This is a genomic window from Paludisphaera sp., assembly GCF_037189885.1.
In the GTDB taxonomy this organism is placed as follows: Bacteria; Planctomycetota; Planctomycetia; order Isosphaerales; family Isosphaeraceae; genus Paludisphaera.
On record NZ_JBBCIR010000049.1, the window covers coordinates 1 to 16,077 of the forward strand.

The 16,077-nt window shown below is 69.9% G+C and carries 15 protein-coding genes; 7 read left to right on the forward strand and 8 right to left on the reverse strand.

The window, feature by feature from the left end; genetic code table 11:
- Positions 1–175 precede the first annotated feature (175 nt).
- The 5 genes from WG209_RS15055 to purN all read left to right on the forward strand — a co-directional run bounded on the left by WG209_RS15055 (position 176) and on the right by purN (position 6,579).
- On the forward strand, positions 176–943 hold the full coding sequence (locus WG209_RS15055; RefSeq protein ID WP_337175883.1) for a hypothetical protein: 768 nt from the start codon (positions 176–178) through the stop codon (positions 941–943).
- A 755-nt stretch (positions 944–1,698) separates the two neighbouring features.
- Positions 1,699–2,067, forward strand: a complete 369-nt coding sequence (locus WG209_RS15060; RefSeq protein WP_337175884.1) for a hypothetical protein — start codon at positions 1,699–1,701, stop codon at positions 2,065–2,067.
- Between the two features lie 101 nt (positions 2,068–2,168).
- Entirely contained in the window at positions 2,169–2,999 is an 831-nt protein-coding gene (locus WG209_RS15065; RefSeq protein WP_337175885.1) for a purine-nucleoside phosphorylase, read from the forward strand.
- A gap of 62 nt (positions 3,000–3,061) precedes the next feature.
- Positions 3,062–5,908: an isoleucine--tRNA ligase gene (ileS, locus tag WG209_RS15070; protein ID WP_337175886.1), complete on the forward strand. Its 2,847-nt coding sequence runs from the start codon at positions 3,062–3,064 to the stop codon at positions 5,906–5,908.
- On the forward strand, positions 5,908–6,579 hold the full coding sequence (gene purN / locus WG209_RS15075; protein WP_337175887.1) for a phosphoribosylglycinamide formyltransferase: 672 nt from the start codon (positions 5,908–5,910) through the stop codon (positions 6,577–6,579). The genes ileS and purN overlap by 1 nt, the downstream gene beginning before the upstream one ends.
- A gap of 16 nt (positions 6,580–6,595) precedes the next feature.
- Here purN and WG209_RS15080 read toward each other — a convergent pair whose 3' ends face one another.
- Genes WG209_RS15080 through WG209_RS15090 form a run of 3 tightly spaced genes read right to left on the reverse strand, consistent with a single transcriptional unit; the run spans position 6,596 to position 8,211 of the window.
- Positions 6,596–7,045 carry an SRPBCC domain-containing protein gene (locus WG209_RS15080; protein ID WP_337175888.1) on the reverse strand — a complete coding sequence of 150 codons (450 nt, stop codon included), beginning with the start codon at positions 7,043–7,045 and terminating at the stop codon, positions 6,596–6,598.
- Between the two features lie 12 nt (positions 7,046–7,057).
- The gene (gene trmB, locus WG209_RS15085) at positions 7,058–7,696 is read right to left on the reverse strand and encodes a tRNA (guanosine(46)-N7)-methyltransferase TrmB (RefSeq protein ID WP_337175889.1); all 639 of its coding nucleotides are present in this window, start codon (positions 7,694–7,696) and stop codon (positions 7,058–7,060) included.
- A 17-nt stretch (positions 7,697–7,713) separates the two neighbouring features.
- Complete coding sequence (locus tag WG209_RS15090) at positions 7,714–8,211, reverse strand: 3-hydroxyacyl-ACP dehydratase FabZ family protein (RefSeq protein ID WP_337175890.1); 498 nt, start codon at positions 8,209–8,211, stop codon at positions 7,714–7,716.
- 277 nt (positions 8,212–8,488) lie between these two features.
- Here WG209_RS15090 and WG209_RS15095 point away from each other — a divergent pair, with 277 nt between their 5' ends.
- Entirely contained in the window at positions 8,489–9,310 is an 822-nt protein-coding gene (locus WG209_RS15095) for a sugar phosphate isomerase/epimerase family protein (protein WP_337175891.1), read from the forward strand.
- Between the two features lie 12 nt (positions 9,311–9,322).
- Here WG209_RS15095 and WG209_RS15100 read toward each other — a convergent pair whose 3' ends face one another.
- The 5 genes from WG209_RS15100 to WG209_RS15120 form a co-directional block, all read right to left on the reverse strand.
- Complete coding sequence (locus tag WG209_RS15100) at positions 9,323–10,195, reverse strand: YetF domain-containing protein (RefSeq protein ID WP_337175892.1); 873 nt, start codon at positions 10,193–10,195, stop codon at positions 9,323–9,325.
- A 205-nt stretch (positions 10,196–10,400) separates the two neighbouring features.
- Positions 10,401–11,207, reverse strand: a complete 807-nt coding sequence (locus WG209_RS15105) for a hypothetical protein (protein ID WP_337175893.1) — start codon at positions 11,205–11,207, stop codon at positions 10,401–10,403.
- 1,513 nt (positions 11,208–12,720) lie between these two features.
- Positions 12,721–13,032: a type II toxin-antitoxin system RelE/ParE family toxin gene (locus WG209_RS15110; RefSeq protein WP_337175894.1), complete on the reverse strand. Its 312-nt coding sequence runs from the start codon at positions 13,030–13,032 to the stop codon at positions 12,721–12,723.
- Positions 13,029–13,325, reverse strand: a complete 297-nt coding sequence (locus WG209_RS15115; protein ID WP_337175895.1) for a type II toxin-antitoxin system Phd/YefM family antitoxin — start codon at positions 13,323–13,325, stop codon at positions 13,029–13,031. The genes WG209_RS15110 and WG209_RS15115 overlap by 4 nt, the downstream gene beginning before the upstream one ends.
- A gap of 226 nt (positions 13,326–13,551) precedes the next feature.
- The gene (locus WG209_RS15120; RefSeq protein ID WP_337175896.1) at positions 13,552–13,695 is read right to left on the reverse strand and encodes a hypothetical protein; all 144 of its coding nucleotides are present in this window, start codon (positions 13,693–13,695) and stop codon (positions 13,552–13,554) included.
- Between the two features lie 487 nt (positions 13,696–14,182).
- On the opposite strand from WG209_RS15120, the gene WG209_RS15125 reads away from it, so the two are divergent.
- Positions 14,183–16,048: a thiamine pyrophosphate-binding protein gene (locus tag WG209_RS15125; RefSeq protein WP_337175897.1), complete on the forward strand. Its 1,866-nt coding sequence runs from the start codon at positions 14,183–14,185 to the stop codon at positions 16,046–16,048.
- Positions 16,049–16,077 lie beyond the last annotated feature (29 nt).

Below are 16,077 nucleotides of genomic sequence, written 5' to 3' on the forward strand. Positions count from 1 at the left end.
GCCCGCCGTCCGATGATGACGGCGGGCCGGACGGATCCGCGCCCCCCCTCCCCCACGCCCCGGCGCGGCCCGCGCCTTCTCGCGAGGATCGGCGGGGCGTACAATGACCCGTGCGTCGTTGCGACCCGGTTGCGCCGTCCCCCGGCGTCACGATCGATCGGTGGTGAGGCCCCTCATGAACCCGACCCGCCCGCGCGTCGCGCCCGCCCTGCTCGCCGTCGCCTTCGCCGCCGCCTGCCTCGGCCAGGCCGCCTCGGCCCGAGCCCAGGGCTTCGGCCCCGACCCGTTCCGCCCCTACAATTCGCAGTACGATCCCTACGTCTTCGGCGTGGCCCCCGGCCCGCTGGACGCCGGAAGTAACGTCACCATCAATCGCCAGGGGGTCCGGGACGCGAACCGGTATCGCGAGGCGATGGAAGAGCTGGGCCAGGTCAACCGCTACGATCGGGCCTTCCGCGACCACGACCGCGAGCGTAAGCGCATCTACCGCCCCAACGCCGAGGCCGACCGGAACCTCGAAGCCCGCCGCGAGAAGGCCAGCGACCTCTACTTCCAGTACTTCAACGAGAAGGACCCCCGCAAGCGGGCCTCGTTGTTCCGGGAGTACACCCAGGCCCAGGCCAACATCGCACGAGGCGAGGGCGGCGACCCCAACGCCCGCGGCGCCCGCCGCGCCCGAGGCGCCGGCGCGATCCCGCCGGTGCCCGCCAGCCGACGCCCCGGCGCGGCGAGGGGCGGCGGCGACGCGAGCATCCCCGCCGTCCCCGACGGCTCGGGCGACCGTCCGGCGGCCCCGGCCGCCCGCCGCCCGGCCAGGCCATCCGACATCCCGCCGGCCCCCGGCGGCGACGAGCCGTCCCCCAGCGAGATCCTGGAACGCGCCTCCCGGCCCCGCGCCCGCAACGCCCCGGCGACCGCCCCCACGCCGCCGCGAACCCCCTGAAGCCGGCCGCCCGGCGGGCATGCCCGAGTTGGCTTCGTTCGCGCGCCACCGTTTTCTTGGATATTGAGCCAACGTTTTGCGGGCACATGATTTGCGCCCGCGGCGCGGTGGCTTCGTTCGTCGTTTTCGAAGTGGCTTTTTGCTCGATGCCAAGATCCACGTGCGTAAAACGCGTGTCCCCTCTCCTGGCGGGAGAGGGTGGCCCGAAGGGCCGGGTGACGGTCGTCGGATTTCGGGGATCGCGACGGTCCATGACATCCCGCCCCGGCGTCACCCATGCGCTCCGACGACCCTCACCCGCCGCTGGCGCGGCCGCCCTCTCCCGGGGGGAGAGGGGACGAATAGGCCCTCTGGGCCGTCATTAGGGCTTTCCCCCCTCGGTGCTCCACTGCTTCCGGGATGTCAAAGAACACCGTCATCAATGCTCTCGTATGGTCCGCGAGGGCATCGGCGGGATTTCAGGAATCCCGAACTTTCTCGGGACGCGATCGCATCCGCGCGGCCGGCGGGGGCGACCGCCTCGGTGGGCCCAAATCGAAAGCCACGCCAGAAACCGGGATGCGCCTTGTCCCCCCCCTCCTTAGAGGATATCCTGAAGGAGGTCGCCGGATCGTCCGCACCCCCCTGGCGCAGCGCCTCGCGGGGCGACGGGCCCGGCCGATCGGGATGAAGGGGGTGACTTGATGGGCGGATCGAACGACTGGACGGGGGATCCCACCGGAGATCGGCCAGCTCCCGAGACCTCGACCCGGCGCGTGCGAGACCTGTCCCAGCGCGATTTCGAGATCGAGTTCATCGGGGGCATCCTCGAGCGCGATCCCTTCCTCGTCGAGGCGATCCGGGTCCACGCCGGGAACCTCGCCGCCAAGGGCTTCTATTCGCGGGCGCTCCAGCTCGACCGTCGCCTCGTCCGGCTGATCCCCGAGGATTGCATCGCCTGGTACAACCTGGCGTGCAGCTACGCCATGCTCGGGATGCTGGACCCCGCGTTCTCCTCGCTCCAACGGGCGCTGGAGCTGGGCTACCACTGCCAGGAACGCCTGCGCCGCGACCCCGACCTCGGGCCGCTGCGCGACGACCCGCGCTTCCTCCGCCTGATCCGCCGGTTCGAATTCATCCTCTGATCCGATTCGACCCGGGCCGGGCCGCCCGCCCTTTTGCGACCCCCCGCCCGAAGCGAACCGACCCCGCCCGACTCGACCCGAAGACCGGGAAATTCCGCCCGATGACGCATCACGACTGGGACCACGTCCGCGAAGCCGCCGAAGTCGTCCGCGGCGCCTGGAACGGAAGGCCGAGGATCGGCCTGGTGCTGGGGACGGGCCTGGGCGCCCTCGCCCGCGAGATCGAGTCCCCCGTCGCCATCCCCTACCCCGAGATCCCCCACTTCCCCCACTCGACCGTCGACAGCCACGCCGGCCAGCTCGTCTGCGGCACGCTGTGCGGCCACTCGGTGATGGCGATGGAGGGGCGGTTCCACCTGTACGAGGGGTACACCGCGGCGCAGGTGACGTTCCCGATCCGCGTGATGAAGGAGATGGGCTGCGAGCTGCTCGTCGTCTCCAACGCCTGCGGCGGCCTGAACCCCCAGTATCGCAAGGGGGATCTCATGGTCATCGAGGACCACATCAACCTGCTGGGCGTCAACCCGCTGATCGGCCCCAACGACGACCGCCTGGGGCCCCGCTTCCCGGACATGATCGAGCCTTACGACAAGGCCCTCCAGGACGAGGCGCTGGATGTCGCCTTGAAGGCGAACATCGTGGCCCATCGGGGGGTCTACCTGGCGGTGACGGGGCCGAACCTGGAGACCCGCGCCGAGTACCGCTTCCTGCGGGCTATCGGCGCCGACGTCGTCGGCATGTCCACCATCCCCGAGGTCCTGGTGGCCGTCCACGCCGGGCTGAAGGTGCTGGGCTTCTCGATCGTCACTGACATGTGCCTGCCCGACGCGCTGGAGCCGGTGAAGATCGACCAGATCATCGCCGTCGCCAACGCCGCCGAGGCCAAGCTCCGCACCATCGTCCGGGGCGTGCTGGAACGCCTGCCGGCCTGAGCCGAGCGAGGCCCGCCCCCCGCGTGATCGCCGCGCCTTTCCCCCGAGATCCCCAGGCCGTCATGTCCACGAACGCCAAGCCCTACAAAGAGACCCTGAACCTCCCGAAGACCGAGTTCGCCATGAAGGCGAACTTGCCGACGCGCGAGCCCGAGATCCAGGCGAGCTGGCGCGAGCAGGATCTCTACGGCCAGCTCCGCCGCGCCCGCCAGGGCGCCCCGGTCCGCGTCCTGCACGACGGCCCCCCGTACGCCAACGGCGACATCCACATGGGGACGGCCCTCAACAAGATGCTCAAGGACTTCGTCGTCCGCTCGCTCTCCATGCGAGGGTTCGACAGCCCCTACGTCCCCGGCTGGGACACCCACGGCCTGCCGATCGAGCACAAGGTCATGAAGGACCTGGGCTCCAAGGCCGCCGGCCTGAGCCGCGCCGAGATCCGCGAGCTGTGCCGCGTCGAGGCCATGAAGTGGGTCGACGTCCAGCGCGACCAGTTCCGCCGCCTCGGCGTGATGGGCGATTGGGAAGACCCCTACCTGACCCTCGACCCCCGCTATGAGGCCGGCATCACCGACGTCCTGGCCGACCTGCTGGCCGGCGACTACGTCTTCCGCCAGCTCAAGCCGATCCACTGGTGCACCTCGGACCAGACCGCGCTGGCCGAGGCCGAGCTGGAGTATCGCGACGAGACCTCGCCGAGCATCCACGTCCTGTTCCCGATGGTCGCCGGCGTCCCCGCGGCGTGGCTCGGGGCCGACGGGTCGAAGGCCGAGGACTGGCGGGCGATGATCTGGACGACGACGCCTTGGACCCTCCCGGCCAACGTCGCCGTCGCCGTCCACCCCGACCTGGAATACGCCGGCGTCCGCTACGTCGACCCCGATACCGGCGAGACCGTCCGCGCGATCCTCGGCGCCGAGCTGGTCCAGAAGGTCATGGGCCTGCGCAAGATCGAGGACTACGCCGAGGTCGGCCGCTGCAAGGGGCGCGAGCTGGAGCACGCCCAGTATCGCCACCCGTTCATCGACCGCGTCTCGCCGATCGTCCTGGCGACCTACGTCAGCGTCGAGGACGGCACGGGCCTGGTCCACACCGCCCCCGGCCACGGCGGCGAGGACTACCAGACCGGCCGCGCGTACCAGTTGCCGGTCCTCAGCCCCGTCGACGCCGCCGGCAAGTTCACCGACCAGGCCCCCGAATGGCTCGTCGGCCTGCACGTCTTCGCGGCGAACCCGAAGGTGATCGACCGGCTGAAGGAGTCGGGCCACCTCTACCTGCTGTCGCCGCTCTCGCACAACTACCCCCACTGCTGGCGCTGCAAGAAGCCGGTCATCTTCCGCGCGACCGAGCAATGGTTCGTGGGCGTCGACCGCAACGACCTGCGCGGCCGGACGCTGGAGCAGATCCGCGACGCCGTGAAGTGGTATCCGTCGTGGGGGCAGTCGCGCATCGAGTCGATGGTGTCGCTCCGGCCCGACTGGTGCATCAGCCGCCAGCGCTCGTGGGGCGTGCCGATCCCGGCGCTCGGCTGCGTGAAGTGCGACGCCCAGCTCCTGACGGCCGAGACCACCCGCCACTTCCGCGACCTGTTCCGCAAGGAGGGGGCCGACGCCTGGTTCAGCAGGCCGGTCGAGGAGATCCTCCCGCCGGACGCGAAGTGCTCGCGCTGCGGCGGGACCGAGTTCCGCAAGGAAGGGGACATCCTCGACGTCTGGTTCGAGTCCGGCTCCAGCCACCGCGCCGTGCTCGCCGGGGGCTTCGACCTGGGCTTCCCCGCGCACATGTACCTGGAAGGTTCCGACCAGCATCGCGGCTGGTTCCAGTCGTCGATCCTGACCTCCGTCGGGGCGACCGGGAAGGCGCCGTTCGAGAGCATCCTGACGCACGGCTTCGTGGTCGACGACAAGGGGCAGAAGATGTCCAAGTCGCTCGGCAACGTCGTCTCCGCGGTCAAGGCGACCCAGCAGCACGGCGCCGACGTCCTGCGGCTGATGGTCGCCGGCATGGACTACGCCGACGACGTGCGGATCAGCGAACGCTCGATCAAGGACGCGTCCGAGTCGTACCGCAAGATCCGCAACACGTTCCGCTACCTGCTGGGCAACCTGGAAGACTACGAGCGGTTCGACCCCGCGACCGTCGCCCCGGAGACCCTGCGCGACATCGACCTCTGGGCCCTCGGGCAGCTCAACCAGGTGATCCGCGAGGTGATGGCCGCGTACGAGAAGTACGAGTTCTACTGGGTCGTCAAGAAGCTGAACAACTTCCTGTCGATCACGCTGTCGAGCTTCTACCTGGACGTGCTGAAGGACCGGCTCTACGCCGAGGCCCCGACCGGCCCCGACCGCCGCGCCGCGCAGTTCGTGCTGTTCAAGCTGCACGAGGCGCTCACGCGGCTGCTGGCCCCGATCCTGCCGCACACCGCCGAGGAATGCTGGGGATACCTGCCCCACGGCCACGGCTTCCCCGCCAGCGTCCACCTGGCGACGTTCCCCGAGCCCGAGCCCCGCTGGGACGACGCGGCCCGCGACGCCCGCTGGTCGGTGCTCCGCGAGGCCCGCGACGCCGTCCTCAAGGCGCTCGAGGGGCTGCGGAAGGACAAGACGATCGGCAGCGCCCAGGAGGCGGCCGTCGAGGTCGTCGCCCCGCCGGACGTCGCCCCCGCCCTCCAGGCCGACCGCGAGCTGCTGGCGACGATCTGCCTGGTCTCCGACGTGACGATCCGCGAGGGCGCCCCGGTCGCCGACGGCGCCGAGCGATTCAAGGCGTCGGCGACCAAGTCGACCCATGGAAAGTGCGAGCGCTGCTGGAACTACCGCGAGGAGGTCGGCCGGAGCGAGGCGCATCCGACCCTCTGCGGGCGCTGCGTCGTCGTGATCGAGGCCGCGAACGGGAAGGGCCCCGCCTGATGGCCGTCGTCGGAATCGGAAGCGGCCCCCCGCGCGAGCCGATCTCGCCGATCAAGCTGGCCGTCTGCGTCTCAGGGGGGGGGACGACGCTGCGGAACCTGCTCGACCGCGTCGAGGCCGGGGCGCTGGACGCCCGGGTCGTCCAGGTCGTCGCCAGCCGGCCCGGCATCGCGGCGATCGAGAAGGCGGAGCGAGCCGGCCTGCCGGTGGCCGTGGCCGACGTCTCGAAGCGCAAAGCCGACGTCGCCGCCTTCAGCGCGTCGGTCTTCGACCCGATCCGCGCGAGCGGGGCCGACCTGGTCTTGCTCGCCGGGTTCCTCGCCCTGGTGAAGATCCCCGAGGACTTCCGCGGCCGGGTGATCAACATCCACCCCGGCCTGATCCCGTCGTTCTGCGGCCGGGGCTTCTACGGCGAGCGCGTGCATCAGGCCGCGCTCGACTACGGCGTGAAGGTCAGCGGCTGCACCGTCCACTTCGCCAGCGACGAGTACGACGAGGGCCCCATCATCCTCCAGAAGGTCGTCCCGATCCTGGAGGACGACGACGCCCACGCGCTGGCCGCGCGGGTCTTCGCCGCCGAATGCGAGGCCCTGCCGGAGGCCGTCGCCCTCTACGCCGCAGGCCGCCTCTCCATCGAGGGCCGCCGCGTGCGGATCGCCCCGCCGCGGTGAGACAGCGGGCGCGGGCTCAGGCGTCCCCGGCCGCCAGCACGGCTTCGAGCCGGTCGAGGACCTGCTCGTTGGCCGTCGCGCCGATGGGCCGCATCTTCGCCGCCACCTGGGGCGTCGCGAACTCCTGGACCCAGTCCACGCGCGTCCCGTCGCCCCGGGGGGTGAGCGTCACCGTGAGCAGGAACCACGGCTCGACGACGTGCTCGATCACCAGCCGGGCATCGGGCTCGACCTCGCGGAAGATGCTCTTGTTGACGTAGTCGATCCCGTTCGGCCCGTGCATCACGAAGTCCCACCGCCCGCCGGGGCGGAACTCGAAAAGCTCGAAGGTGTTCGTAAACCCCTCGGGGCCCCACCACCGGGCGAGTCGATCCGGCCGCTCGAAGGCGGCGAACACGGCTCCCGGGGAGGCGGCGAGTAGCCGCTCGGTGGTGACGGCCCGGCTCGCGTCGACCTGATCGGGCATCGCGCCCTCCCTTCAGTCCGGCCGGTAGCGGTAGCTCGCCCGGTAGACCGGCCGGCCCTCGATGCGGTACTTCCGTTCGAAGTTCGTCAGGTAGTCGCGGTCGTTCTCGGGGTCGCCGAGGGGGGGCGGGGCGATCTCGACGAAGCGGGGGTCGGCGGCGATCAGCTCGCGGATGACGCCGAAGTATTCCTCGACGTCGGTGGCGACGTGCAGCTCGCCGCCCGGGACGAGCCCGCGGGCGATCGACGCCATGAGGGTCTCGTTGAACACCCGGCGCTTCTTGTGGCGCTTCTTCCACCAGGGGTCGGGGAAGTAGACGTGGACTTCGCGGAGGCTCGCCGGGACGACGCGGCGCTCCATCAGCCGGCCGGCGTCGGCGGGCCAGAGGCGGACGTTCGTCAGGCCCGCCTTGACGATCCGCTCGGCGGCCACGCGGGCGTATTTCTTGGCGATCTCGATCCCGAAAAAGCCGTGATCGGGCCGCGCGGCGGCGGCATTGGCGAGGAACAGGCCCTTCCCCGAGCCGATCTCCAGCACGACCGGCCGATCGTCGCCGAAGAGGGCCGGCCAGCTCAGCGGATCGTCGCCGGGGTGGTCGGCCGGGTCGAGGAGGGTGGAGGAGACGTCGAGGTCGGCGCGGGGGCGTGTCATGGATGGGTCGGGTTCATTCAGTTCGAGGGCTCGAGGGGCGAGAGGTTGACCCCGATCATCCGGCCGTGGAACACCATGTTGCCGTCGACGAAGCCCTGCACCTCGAAGATCGTCTGCCGGCGGTGCAGCCGCACCCCCTTGCCGATCAGGAGCAGGCGGTCGCCGGGGCGCACCTGGCCGCGGAAGCGGACGTCCTCCATGCCGCCGAAGCCCACGAACCCTTCCTTGATGAGATGGGTTCCGACGCAGTAGCAGCTCGCGAGCTGGGCGGCGGCTTCGCACATCAGGACGCCGGGCAGCAGCGGGTAGCCGGGCATGTGGCCGCGGACCCAGAACTCGTCGGGCATGACGTCCTTGTAGCCCACGATGATCTTGTTCGCCTCGTCGATGGAGACGATGGCGGTGAGCTGCTCCATCTCGAACCGCTGGGGATTGACCTGGCGGATCTGCTCGAGATCGAGGAGGACCTTGGAGTCGTCGATCGAGGCAGGGTCGACCAGGGGCGCGGGAGGCATGCGCGGCTATCCTTTCTCTCGTTCTCGCGAAGCCGAGCCGGGCCAAACGGCGACGCCCCGGGACGGCGGCGGTGTCCGGGGAGGGTTCCGTCGGCCGGCTCGGGGTGCGTCGAAGGCCCCTCCAGCCCCCTCTGGCGTGATCGGCGAGGAGCGTTGCGGTGGTCCGGAGCCGTTTCGGTGCTATCATGACTCGCGAGGGACCGTTCGACAAGAGGTTTCACCGCCCCCCGCCCCCTCGCGGGCGCGTGGTCCGGGTCACGGCGACAGCGAGGCGCGTTTGGCCCCACGGGCGCTCGGCACCATGATCGTCCACGGCTACCCGAGGGCCTCCCTCGACGCCGAGCTGGACCTGGCCCAGTGGATCGGCGCCGAGGCGCTCGAGATCCTGCCCCGATGGCGCTCGTATCCCGACCCCGCCCCGCTCCGTCGCGCCGCCGCCGATCGCGGCCTCCGCGTCCACAGCGCCCACGGCTGCTGGGGGGGCGAGGCGATCCGGGCGGCGCGGGTCGACCTGGGCTCGACCGACCCGAAGGCCCACGCCGACTCCGTGGCCGACCTCCGCCGCTGCGTCGACTGGCTGGCCGAGGCCGGCGGCCGGGCGCTGGTGGTCCATCCTGGCGGCCTATCCGACCGCGCCGAGCGCGACGCCCGCCGCGACGCCCTGGCCCGCGGCCTGCTCGCCCTGGCCGACCACGCGCGAGGCACCGGGGTCGTCGTCGCCGTGGAGAACATGCCGCCCGGCGTCCACCCCGGCAGCCGAATGGCCGACCTCGCCGGGATCGTCGCGGAGCTGGGTCGCCCCGAGCTGGGCCTGACGCTCGACGTCGCCCACGCCCACATCTCCGCCGACGCCGCGTCCGAGACCCTCGCCGCCGGCCCCCTGCTGACCACGACCCACGTCCACGACAACGACGGCCGCCACGACACCCACCATCCCCCCGGCCGCGGCACCATCGACTGGCCCGCCTGGTTCGCCGCCCTCGACGCCATCGCCTACGAGGGCCCCATCATGCTGGAATGCGTCAAGCGCGTCCGCGAGGACCGATCGACGTACATGCCGGAAGTCCTCGATCCGTTCGTGCGGCGACGGACGTGGTAGGAGGTCGACCAGTCAGGCCGACGTGTCCGCGGCCGAGCCTTCCTCGGCGGTGCCTTCCTCGCGTCGGCCCGCCGCGAGCGGCTTGAAGCGGACGCCGTGGCGCGTCAGCGCCTCCTTGAACCGGGCGACCTGCTCCTGGTGCCACTCCAGCCTGGCCTGCAATCGCTCGGCGGCGGCGAGGAAGTCCCTCAGGTCGGGATCGTCATCGGGATCGTCGCCGGGCCCCTCCGAGCGGCCCTCGACGTTGGTCGAAGCAGAATCGGGCCGCCCGGGGCGACGGCCGTTGTCGCCGTGGCGCTCGTCGGGGCCCTTCGCGGCTTCGGCCGCGTCCCCGTCCGATTCGGGCGTTTCGCCCGGTTCCTCCGGCGAGGTCGAGCCCGCCGTCCCGATCCTCTGGTCGTCCTCCGCCTTGACGACGCTGATGCTCCCGTCGGGCTCCAGGTAGGCCTCCCGCACGTGGGCGATGTCATCCACGTCCTTCCGCCGCAGCTGGGCCTTCAGGTCCTCCTCGGTCATCGTCTCCCGGCGCAAATTCGCCCGCAGGAGGCGGCCGTCCTGGATCAGGCGGGTCGGCGAGTCTTGCGCGAGGAAGCGGAACCACCTGGAGTGGTAGGAGAGCCGATCCACCACGGTCACCCACGTCGCGACCGTGGAGACCATCAGCAGGATATCGGTCACGGACTCCGCGCGGCCCTTGACGCCGTCCGCGGCGAGGTCGCCGATCATGATGGCGAACAACATGCTCGCGATGCTGCCGGTCCCGGCCTCCCACTTGGGGAGGATCCGCAGGAGGCCGAGCAGGGCGAAGTAAATCACCGTCCCGCGGATGAGGACTTCCGGCAGGCTCAGCTGAGGAGCGAACGTATCCGCCCAGTCGACTTTCAATAAGTAATCCATGGCCGCCCCAGGTAGGTGAGCGGCTCAATCGCAAAATTCGGGCCGAAGATGGCGAGCGCGTCTTACCCCTTCGGTCGACGCCCCTCCAGAGTCCCTAGCGACGGGCCATGACCGGCGAGTCGCGCCGGTGCCGCGCGCGAGAAGGCCCCCGGTCATGATCCGGGGGCTCGTCGCGGGGAGCGCGGCGGATCGCTCAGGCGCGCTTGCGACGCGGCCAGCCGTAGCCGACCGCCCCGATGCCCGCCACCGCGGCAAGGATCAGGCTCGACGGCTCGGGGACGGCTCGCGGCTCGGCATAAAGGAAGTCGTCCATCACGACCACGTCGACGCCGGCGGTCGGGTTGTCGTTGGGTCCCAGGGCCGTGGTCCCGGTCGTGATCCGAACCCTGGCGATCCGCTCGCCCGCGTCGGCGACCAGGCCGAGGAATGACAGGCTGCGGTCGGGCACGGACCCCGGCGCCACGCTGAAGGTGCCCAACGAGCCGCCGTCGAGGCCGAAGAGCTGAATCGTCGTGGTATCGCTCAGGTCTACGTCCGAGAAGACGGCGCCGAAGCCGCTGACCGTCGCCGGGGTGCCCGTGCCGGGCGTGTTCGTCGGGGCGGAGCCCGGGATTATGAAGCTCACATCCGTGATGTTGCTGCCCAGGGGGGTGAAGATCCTCACCGGACTGAAGGTTCTAAAGGGCGAGTCCGGCCCGACGTAGCTCGGGTTGAGGTCGGCGAGTTCGGGGGCGTTCGCGGCCGAGTCGAGCGGTGTTTGCAGGAAGCCGGTCCCCGGCGTCGTGATGCCGGCGCCGCGGCTGTTGAAGAACACGGTGAACGGCGTCGCGCCCGGCGCGGAGGTCGTCGCCCCGCCGCCATCCCAGTTGATTTCGCGACGGCCACTGGACAATGGCCCCGGCGCGTTGCCGTTGACCGGGTCGCCGAGGGCGAGGCGGAACGCATCCACCGCGGGTTGGATCGACGCGGTGGTGTCATCGCCGCCCGCCGAGAACACCACGAACGACGCCCGGCCGATCCCGGGCAGGCCTAGCGTGCCTATCACGCAGGCGGTCAGGAGGACGGATCGGAGTCGCGCGCTCATGTCACTCGTCTCCTTCGCGGGGCATGTCGGAAATCCCGTCTCGCGCCCCTCGTGGGCCGGCCGATGTGGCGACATGGCGCCGCGGCGCGGCCGGGTCCGGCCCCGGTGCGGATTTTCATCGCGTGACGCCCGGCCCGTCAATGAAAATCCCAGGAAACACGCTATTGTTCCGAACCGTCCCGCCGCGTCCAATAAACAGGCACCCTGGCTAGTGTCAGGGCAAGGCATTCGAGGCGCGGCTGGGATGGAATGGCGCTTCAATGCATGGCGTGGACGTCCCCTGTCCGGGGACGCCCGACATGTTTCGCCCGCCGGGCTGTCTCAAGAACGCTCGTTTTTGGGACGGGCCCGCGGCGTCGTCGAGGCTACGGAGCGTGCCAATCAGGGCATCGCCCGCATCAGCCGCATGCATTGCAGAGAATGAATTCTCCGCGGGCGGCACCGAGCATGCCGAGTAGGTTAGACCCTAGATGGCACGATGACCGCGGCGGGCGAACCTCGGTGGCTTGTGGGCGGCGGTCAGCCTCCAGGTAGCCACCAGACCCCGCCCAGGATATCGATGCCGTAGTCGCGTTGTAGCGAGCTCCCCTCGAAGATCAAGCCAGCCGACGTGACGAGAAAGACGACCAGTGCCGCGGCCATTACAGCGGACCATCGCCGAGTGCGAATGCACCGCCTGGCCAACAAGGCTGTGCAAGCCGCCGCGAGCGGGGCGATGATGTTGACGAGAAACAGGTACGGGTCGCTAACGACGTTGCCGCACCACAGAACGCTGGGCGAAGCGTGGAGCCATCGCGTGGCGTGGCCCCACTGGGCCAATGACAGCCCGGCATACGCATGGACGATAGCCGCGAGCCTTTGAGGCATAGGAAGGACCCACCTCATGCCCACCCCAGCGAATCGGGCCAATGAACACCTGATAATAGCAGGCGAGCCGCCCTCGTGGACCAATGTGCCGCTAAGCGTAGAACCCAAGCGGCACGGGGCAGCCTCCCGCCGCGGCCGACTGGACCGTCTCAAGAACGCTCGCTTTTGAGACTCGCCAGGGGAGCAAGGTCAGGAGCTGGTCGGGACAACCCCACCAGGTTTGATGACGCACACCGGCTCCCCACGAAGGAAAGCCTCGAACATGCCCCGGCAATTGGACCAGTCGCTCTCCGGAAAGCCGTGCGAAAATCGCTCGATGTCGCCCCGGAATTACTCTTCCGAAAAACCTATAGCATATTTATTATACATCAACTTATTTCATCGCGAGGCAGAGGGTCGTCGTACCGTGCCGAGTTCGGCTTGTCTCCGACGATGTGGCACTCCTGACCGAGAATCGCCGGGTCGTCGAATTCGGTGGCGTCCTCGTGGAGTTCGCATCGGCATTTTGCACAGCGATTGCCGCACCGCTGCCAGAGCCGTTCGCGTGTTGTCGTCGTAATGCTCATGGTTCGATCGGCCCTCGCGAGGCGTGGCGGACGTAGTGGAGCGTCACGACGTCGTCTTGGATGGAGAAGAGGAGGCGATAGACGCTTCGACGATTTCCGTAGAGCATCTGCCTGAGGGCGACGCCGAGGAGTTCGGATTCCTCTTCGGCCGCGGGGTGCCGCTCTGGCATCGTCGAGAGACCTTCGATGGCTTCTTGCAGAGCAAGGAACCAGCGTTCCGCCGCATCCGGAGACCGCTCGGCGAGCCAGACGAACGCCTCCAAGGCGTCGGCCCGAGCCCGTGTGGTGACGACGACCCGGTACGTCATCGGGCTTTCTTCGCGTCAAGAATCTTTCGCATCTCGGCGAGCATGTCCTCGGCCGGAGAGACGCGGCCCGCCTTCATGTCTTCGAGCGAAGCCCGCAGGGCGTCCATCCGCTCCACACGCTCGGCGATTTCGACGAGCCTCTGATAGGAGGCCGCGTCCTGAACGACCACCTCGGCCTTGCCGTTGACGGTGAGCACCACCGGGCGGCCCTCGGCCTTCAATCGCTTGATGAACTCGGGCGTACGCCGCTTGAATTCCGAGAGGGAATCGATGTCGTTGGTGAGGTCGAGCATGGGCCAGGCTCCTTGCACTTAATTTGCATTCAATTTGATGCTATCACGGTTTCGCCGGGTAGCCCAGCCGTTTCATGCGGAGTCCCACTGCCCGGGTCCGAGTGCCGGAGATAATCCCCTTTCCATCGGGCCAATTAAGGCAATGGCGTCTTCCGCCGTCGTGTGGCGGAACGGTCCCGCGGCCTTCGTGAGCCAGGCCAGGTTTCTCGCGGGGCGAGCGCTCGCCTCACGCCGGCGAAGGTCGAGTCGGCCGCGTCCGCCGCCGGAGGACGAGCAGGCATGCCAGGCAGCCGATGATGGCGGCGACCACGCCGTATTCCGGGTGGACGGGCGCGGCGACCACCCAGAGGCCGGCGACGGCCGCGAGCATTTGCCCGGCCCATACCGTTCGGAGCGTTGGTCCGCGACTGCCCGCGCCCGCCCGCCAGACACTCGCGGCGAGGGGGAGCACGAGCGACAAAAGCACGATGCTCGCGAGGAAGAAGCCCCGAGTTGGGTCCACCTCTACTTCCTCCCATTCGATGTGGGGGGCCACGGCGCGCAGCCGCTTTTACAACTGTAACAGAACGCGGTCGGCATTCCACATGGCATTCGGCCTGGAGGCGATCCGAGGAGGGCCGCTCGCTTGCCGCGTGCTTGACGAGAGGGCGCGGAAGGGATTCATGCCTCGGCCGCGGCGTCAAGCTGTCGGGGTCGTGCGGGTCGTCCGCGTTGAACCGCAAAGGGCCCCCCTCCGCGGGGCCAGGCGCGGCGGCCTCCCGGTCGATACAAACCTCGCGAGGATGCGCGAGGCGGTCGGCCCGGGGATTCGGGACGCGCCTCGGACAGGATGGGGACCTTTCCGAAGGAGTCGGATCATGACGCCGAAGCTCAACCGTCGCCAGGCCATGGGGACGGCGGCCGTCGCGGCCGGCGCGGTCGCGGTCGCCGCCCAGCCGCATCAGGCGGAGGCCGGGGTGCAGGTGGGCAGCTACGCCCGTCGCGAGGGCGTCCGCGGCAGGATGACCGGCGCGCAAGCCGCCGCCGCGGCCATCCGATGCGAATGCGCCCCCTGCGTCTTCGGCATCCCGGGCGCGCAGAACAACGAGCTGTGGGACGCCTTCAAGCAGTACGGCGTCCCCTACTTCCTCGTCGCCCACGAGTTCTCCTCCAGCGTCATGGCCGACGCCTCGGCCCGCGCCACGGGGCGCGTGGGGGTGATGTCCGTCGTCCCCGGCCCGGGACTCACCAACGCCCTGACGGGGCTGGGCGAGGCCCTGTACGACGGCGTGCCGATCGTCGCCATCATCACCGACATCGACCGCTCGGCCGGCGCGCCGGTGGGGCAGGTCCACGGCCTGGCGAACGAGGCGCTCCTGCGTCCCGTCGTGAAGGCGCAGCTCACCGTCCGCCACCAGGCCGAGATCCCCGGCACCATCTTCCACGCCTTCCGCCTGGCCCAGTCCGGCGAGCCGGGGCCGGTCGGCGTGGTGATCCCCTACCCGTTCTTCGTGGAGGCCTGGGACTACGACCAGGCGCCGCCCCCCCCGATGCCCGTCCCGTTCGACGAGGCGGCCTATCAGCAGGTGGCCTGCCGGCTGCGCGACCGGAAGAAGCGCATCGGCATCTACGCCGGCGCCGGCTGCGTCGAGGCCGGGCCGTCGCTGACCGCCGTGGCCGAGATGCTCCAGGCCCCGGTGGCCACCTCCGTCAGCGGCAAGGGGGTCGTCCCCGACTCCCACCCGCTGGCCGTCGGCTGGGGGTACGGCAAGCAGGGGACCCGCGCCGCGGAGAAGGCGTTCAAGGACGTCGACCTGGTGCTGGCCGTCGGCGTGCGATACAGCGAGGTCTCCACCGCCAACTACGCCATCCCGCAGACCGAGGTCGTCCACGTCGACATCAACCCCGACAACCTGGGCAAGAACGTCCCGACGAGCCAGTGCCTCGTGTCGGACTCGCGGGTCTTCCTCGACCGGCTGCTCGGCGACGCGGCCACGCTCCGACGCCCCCCCGACCCGAAGCTCTGGGCGAAGATCGACGGCCTGCGCAAGGTCGACCGCCGCGTGGCCCGGACCCAGCAGATCACCGGCGCGGTCGACCCGATGTACTTCCTGAGCCAGCTCCGCTGCGCTCTGGGGCCGGAGGAGCTGATCTTCGTGGACGTCACGGCGTCGACGCACTGGGCGTCGGAGGCGGTGGAGGTCCAGGGGACCCGGCGCTACTTCACCCCGGCCGACAACCAGAGCATGGGCTGGGCGATCCCCGCGGCGATCGGCGCCCAGCACGTCCGCCCCGACCGCCAGGTCGTCTGCGTGACGGGGGACGGCTGCTTCCTCATGTCGGCGATGGAGATCTCCTCGGCGGCCCGCGCGGGGCTGCCGGTCAAGTTCTTCGTCCTGGACGACGGCGCGTACCACTACATGCAGATGCTCCAGGAGCCGGTCTTCCGCCGCACGACGGCCACGGACATCGCCCGGATCGACTACGCGGCGTTCGCCAGGTCGGTCGGCGTGGGCTACAACCAGATCGCGTCGAACGAGGACGTGGGGGCGGGGCTCCAGCGGACCTTCGGCATGGCCGGGCCGATCCTGACCCACGTCATCGTCAGCTACGACGGCCGCGAGCTGCGATGGCTCAGCGCCCTGCGGACCAAGTACATCGGCGACCTGTCCAACCGCGAGAAGCTGCGGTTCGCGACCCGCGTGGGCGTCCGGGCCGTCGCGATGCGCGACGACAGCGATTGAGGCGGGCCCCCGCCCCGCGCCGGTTGACC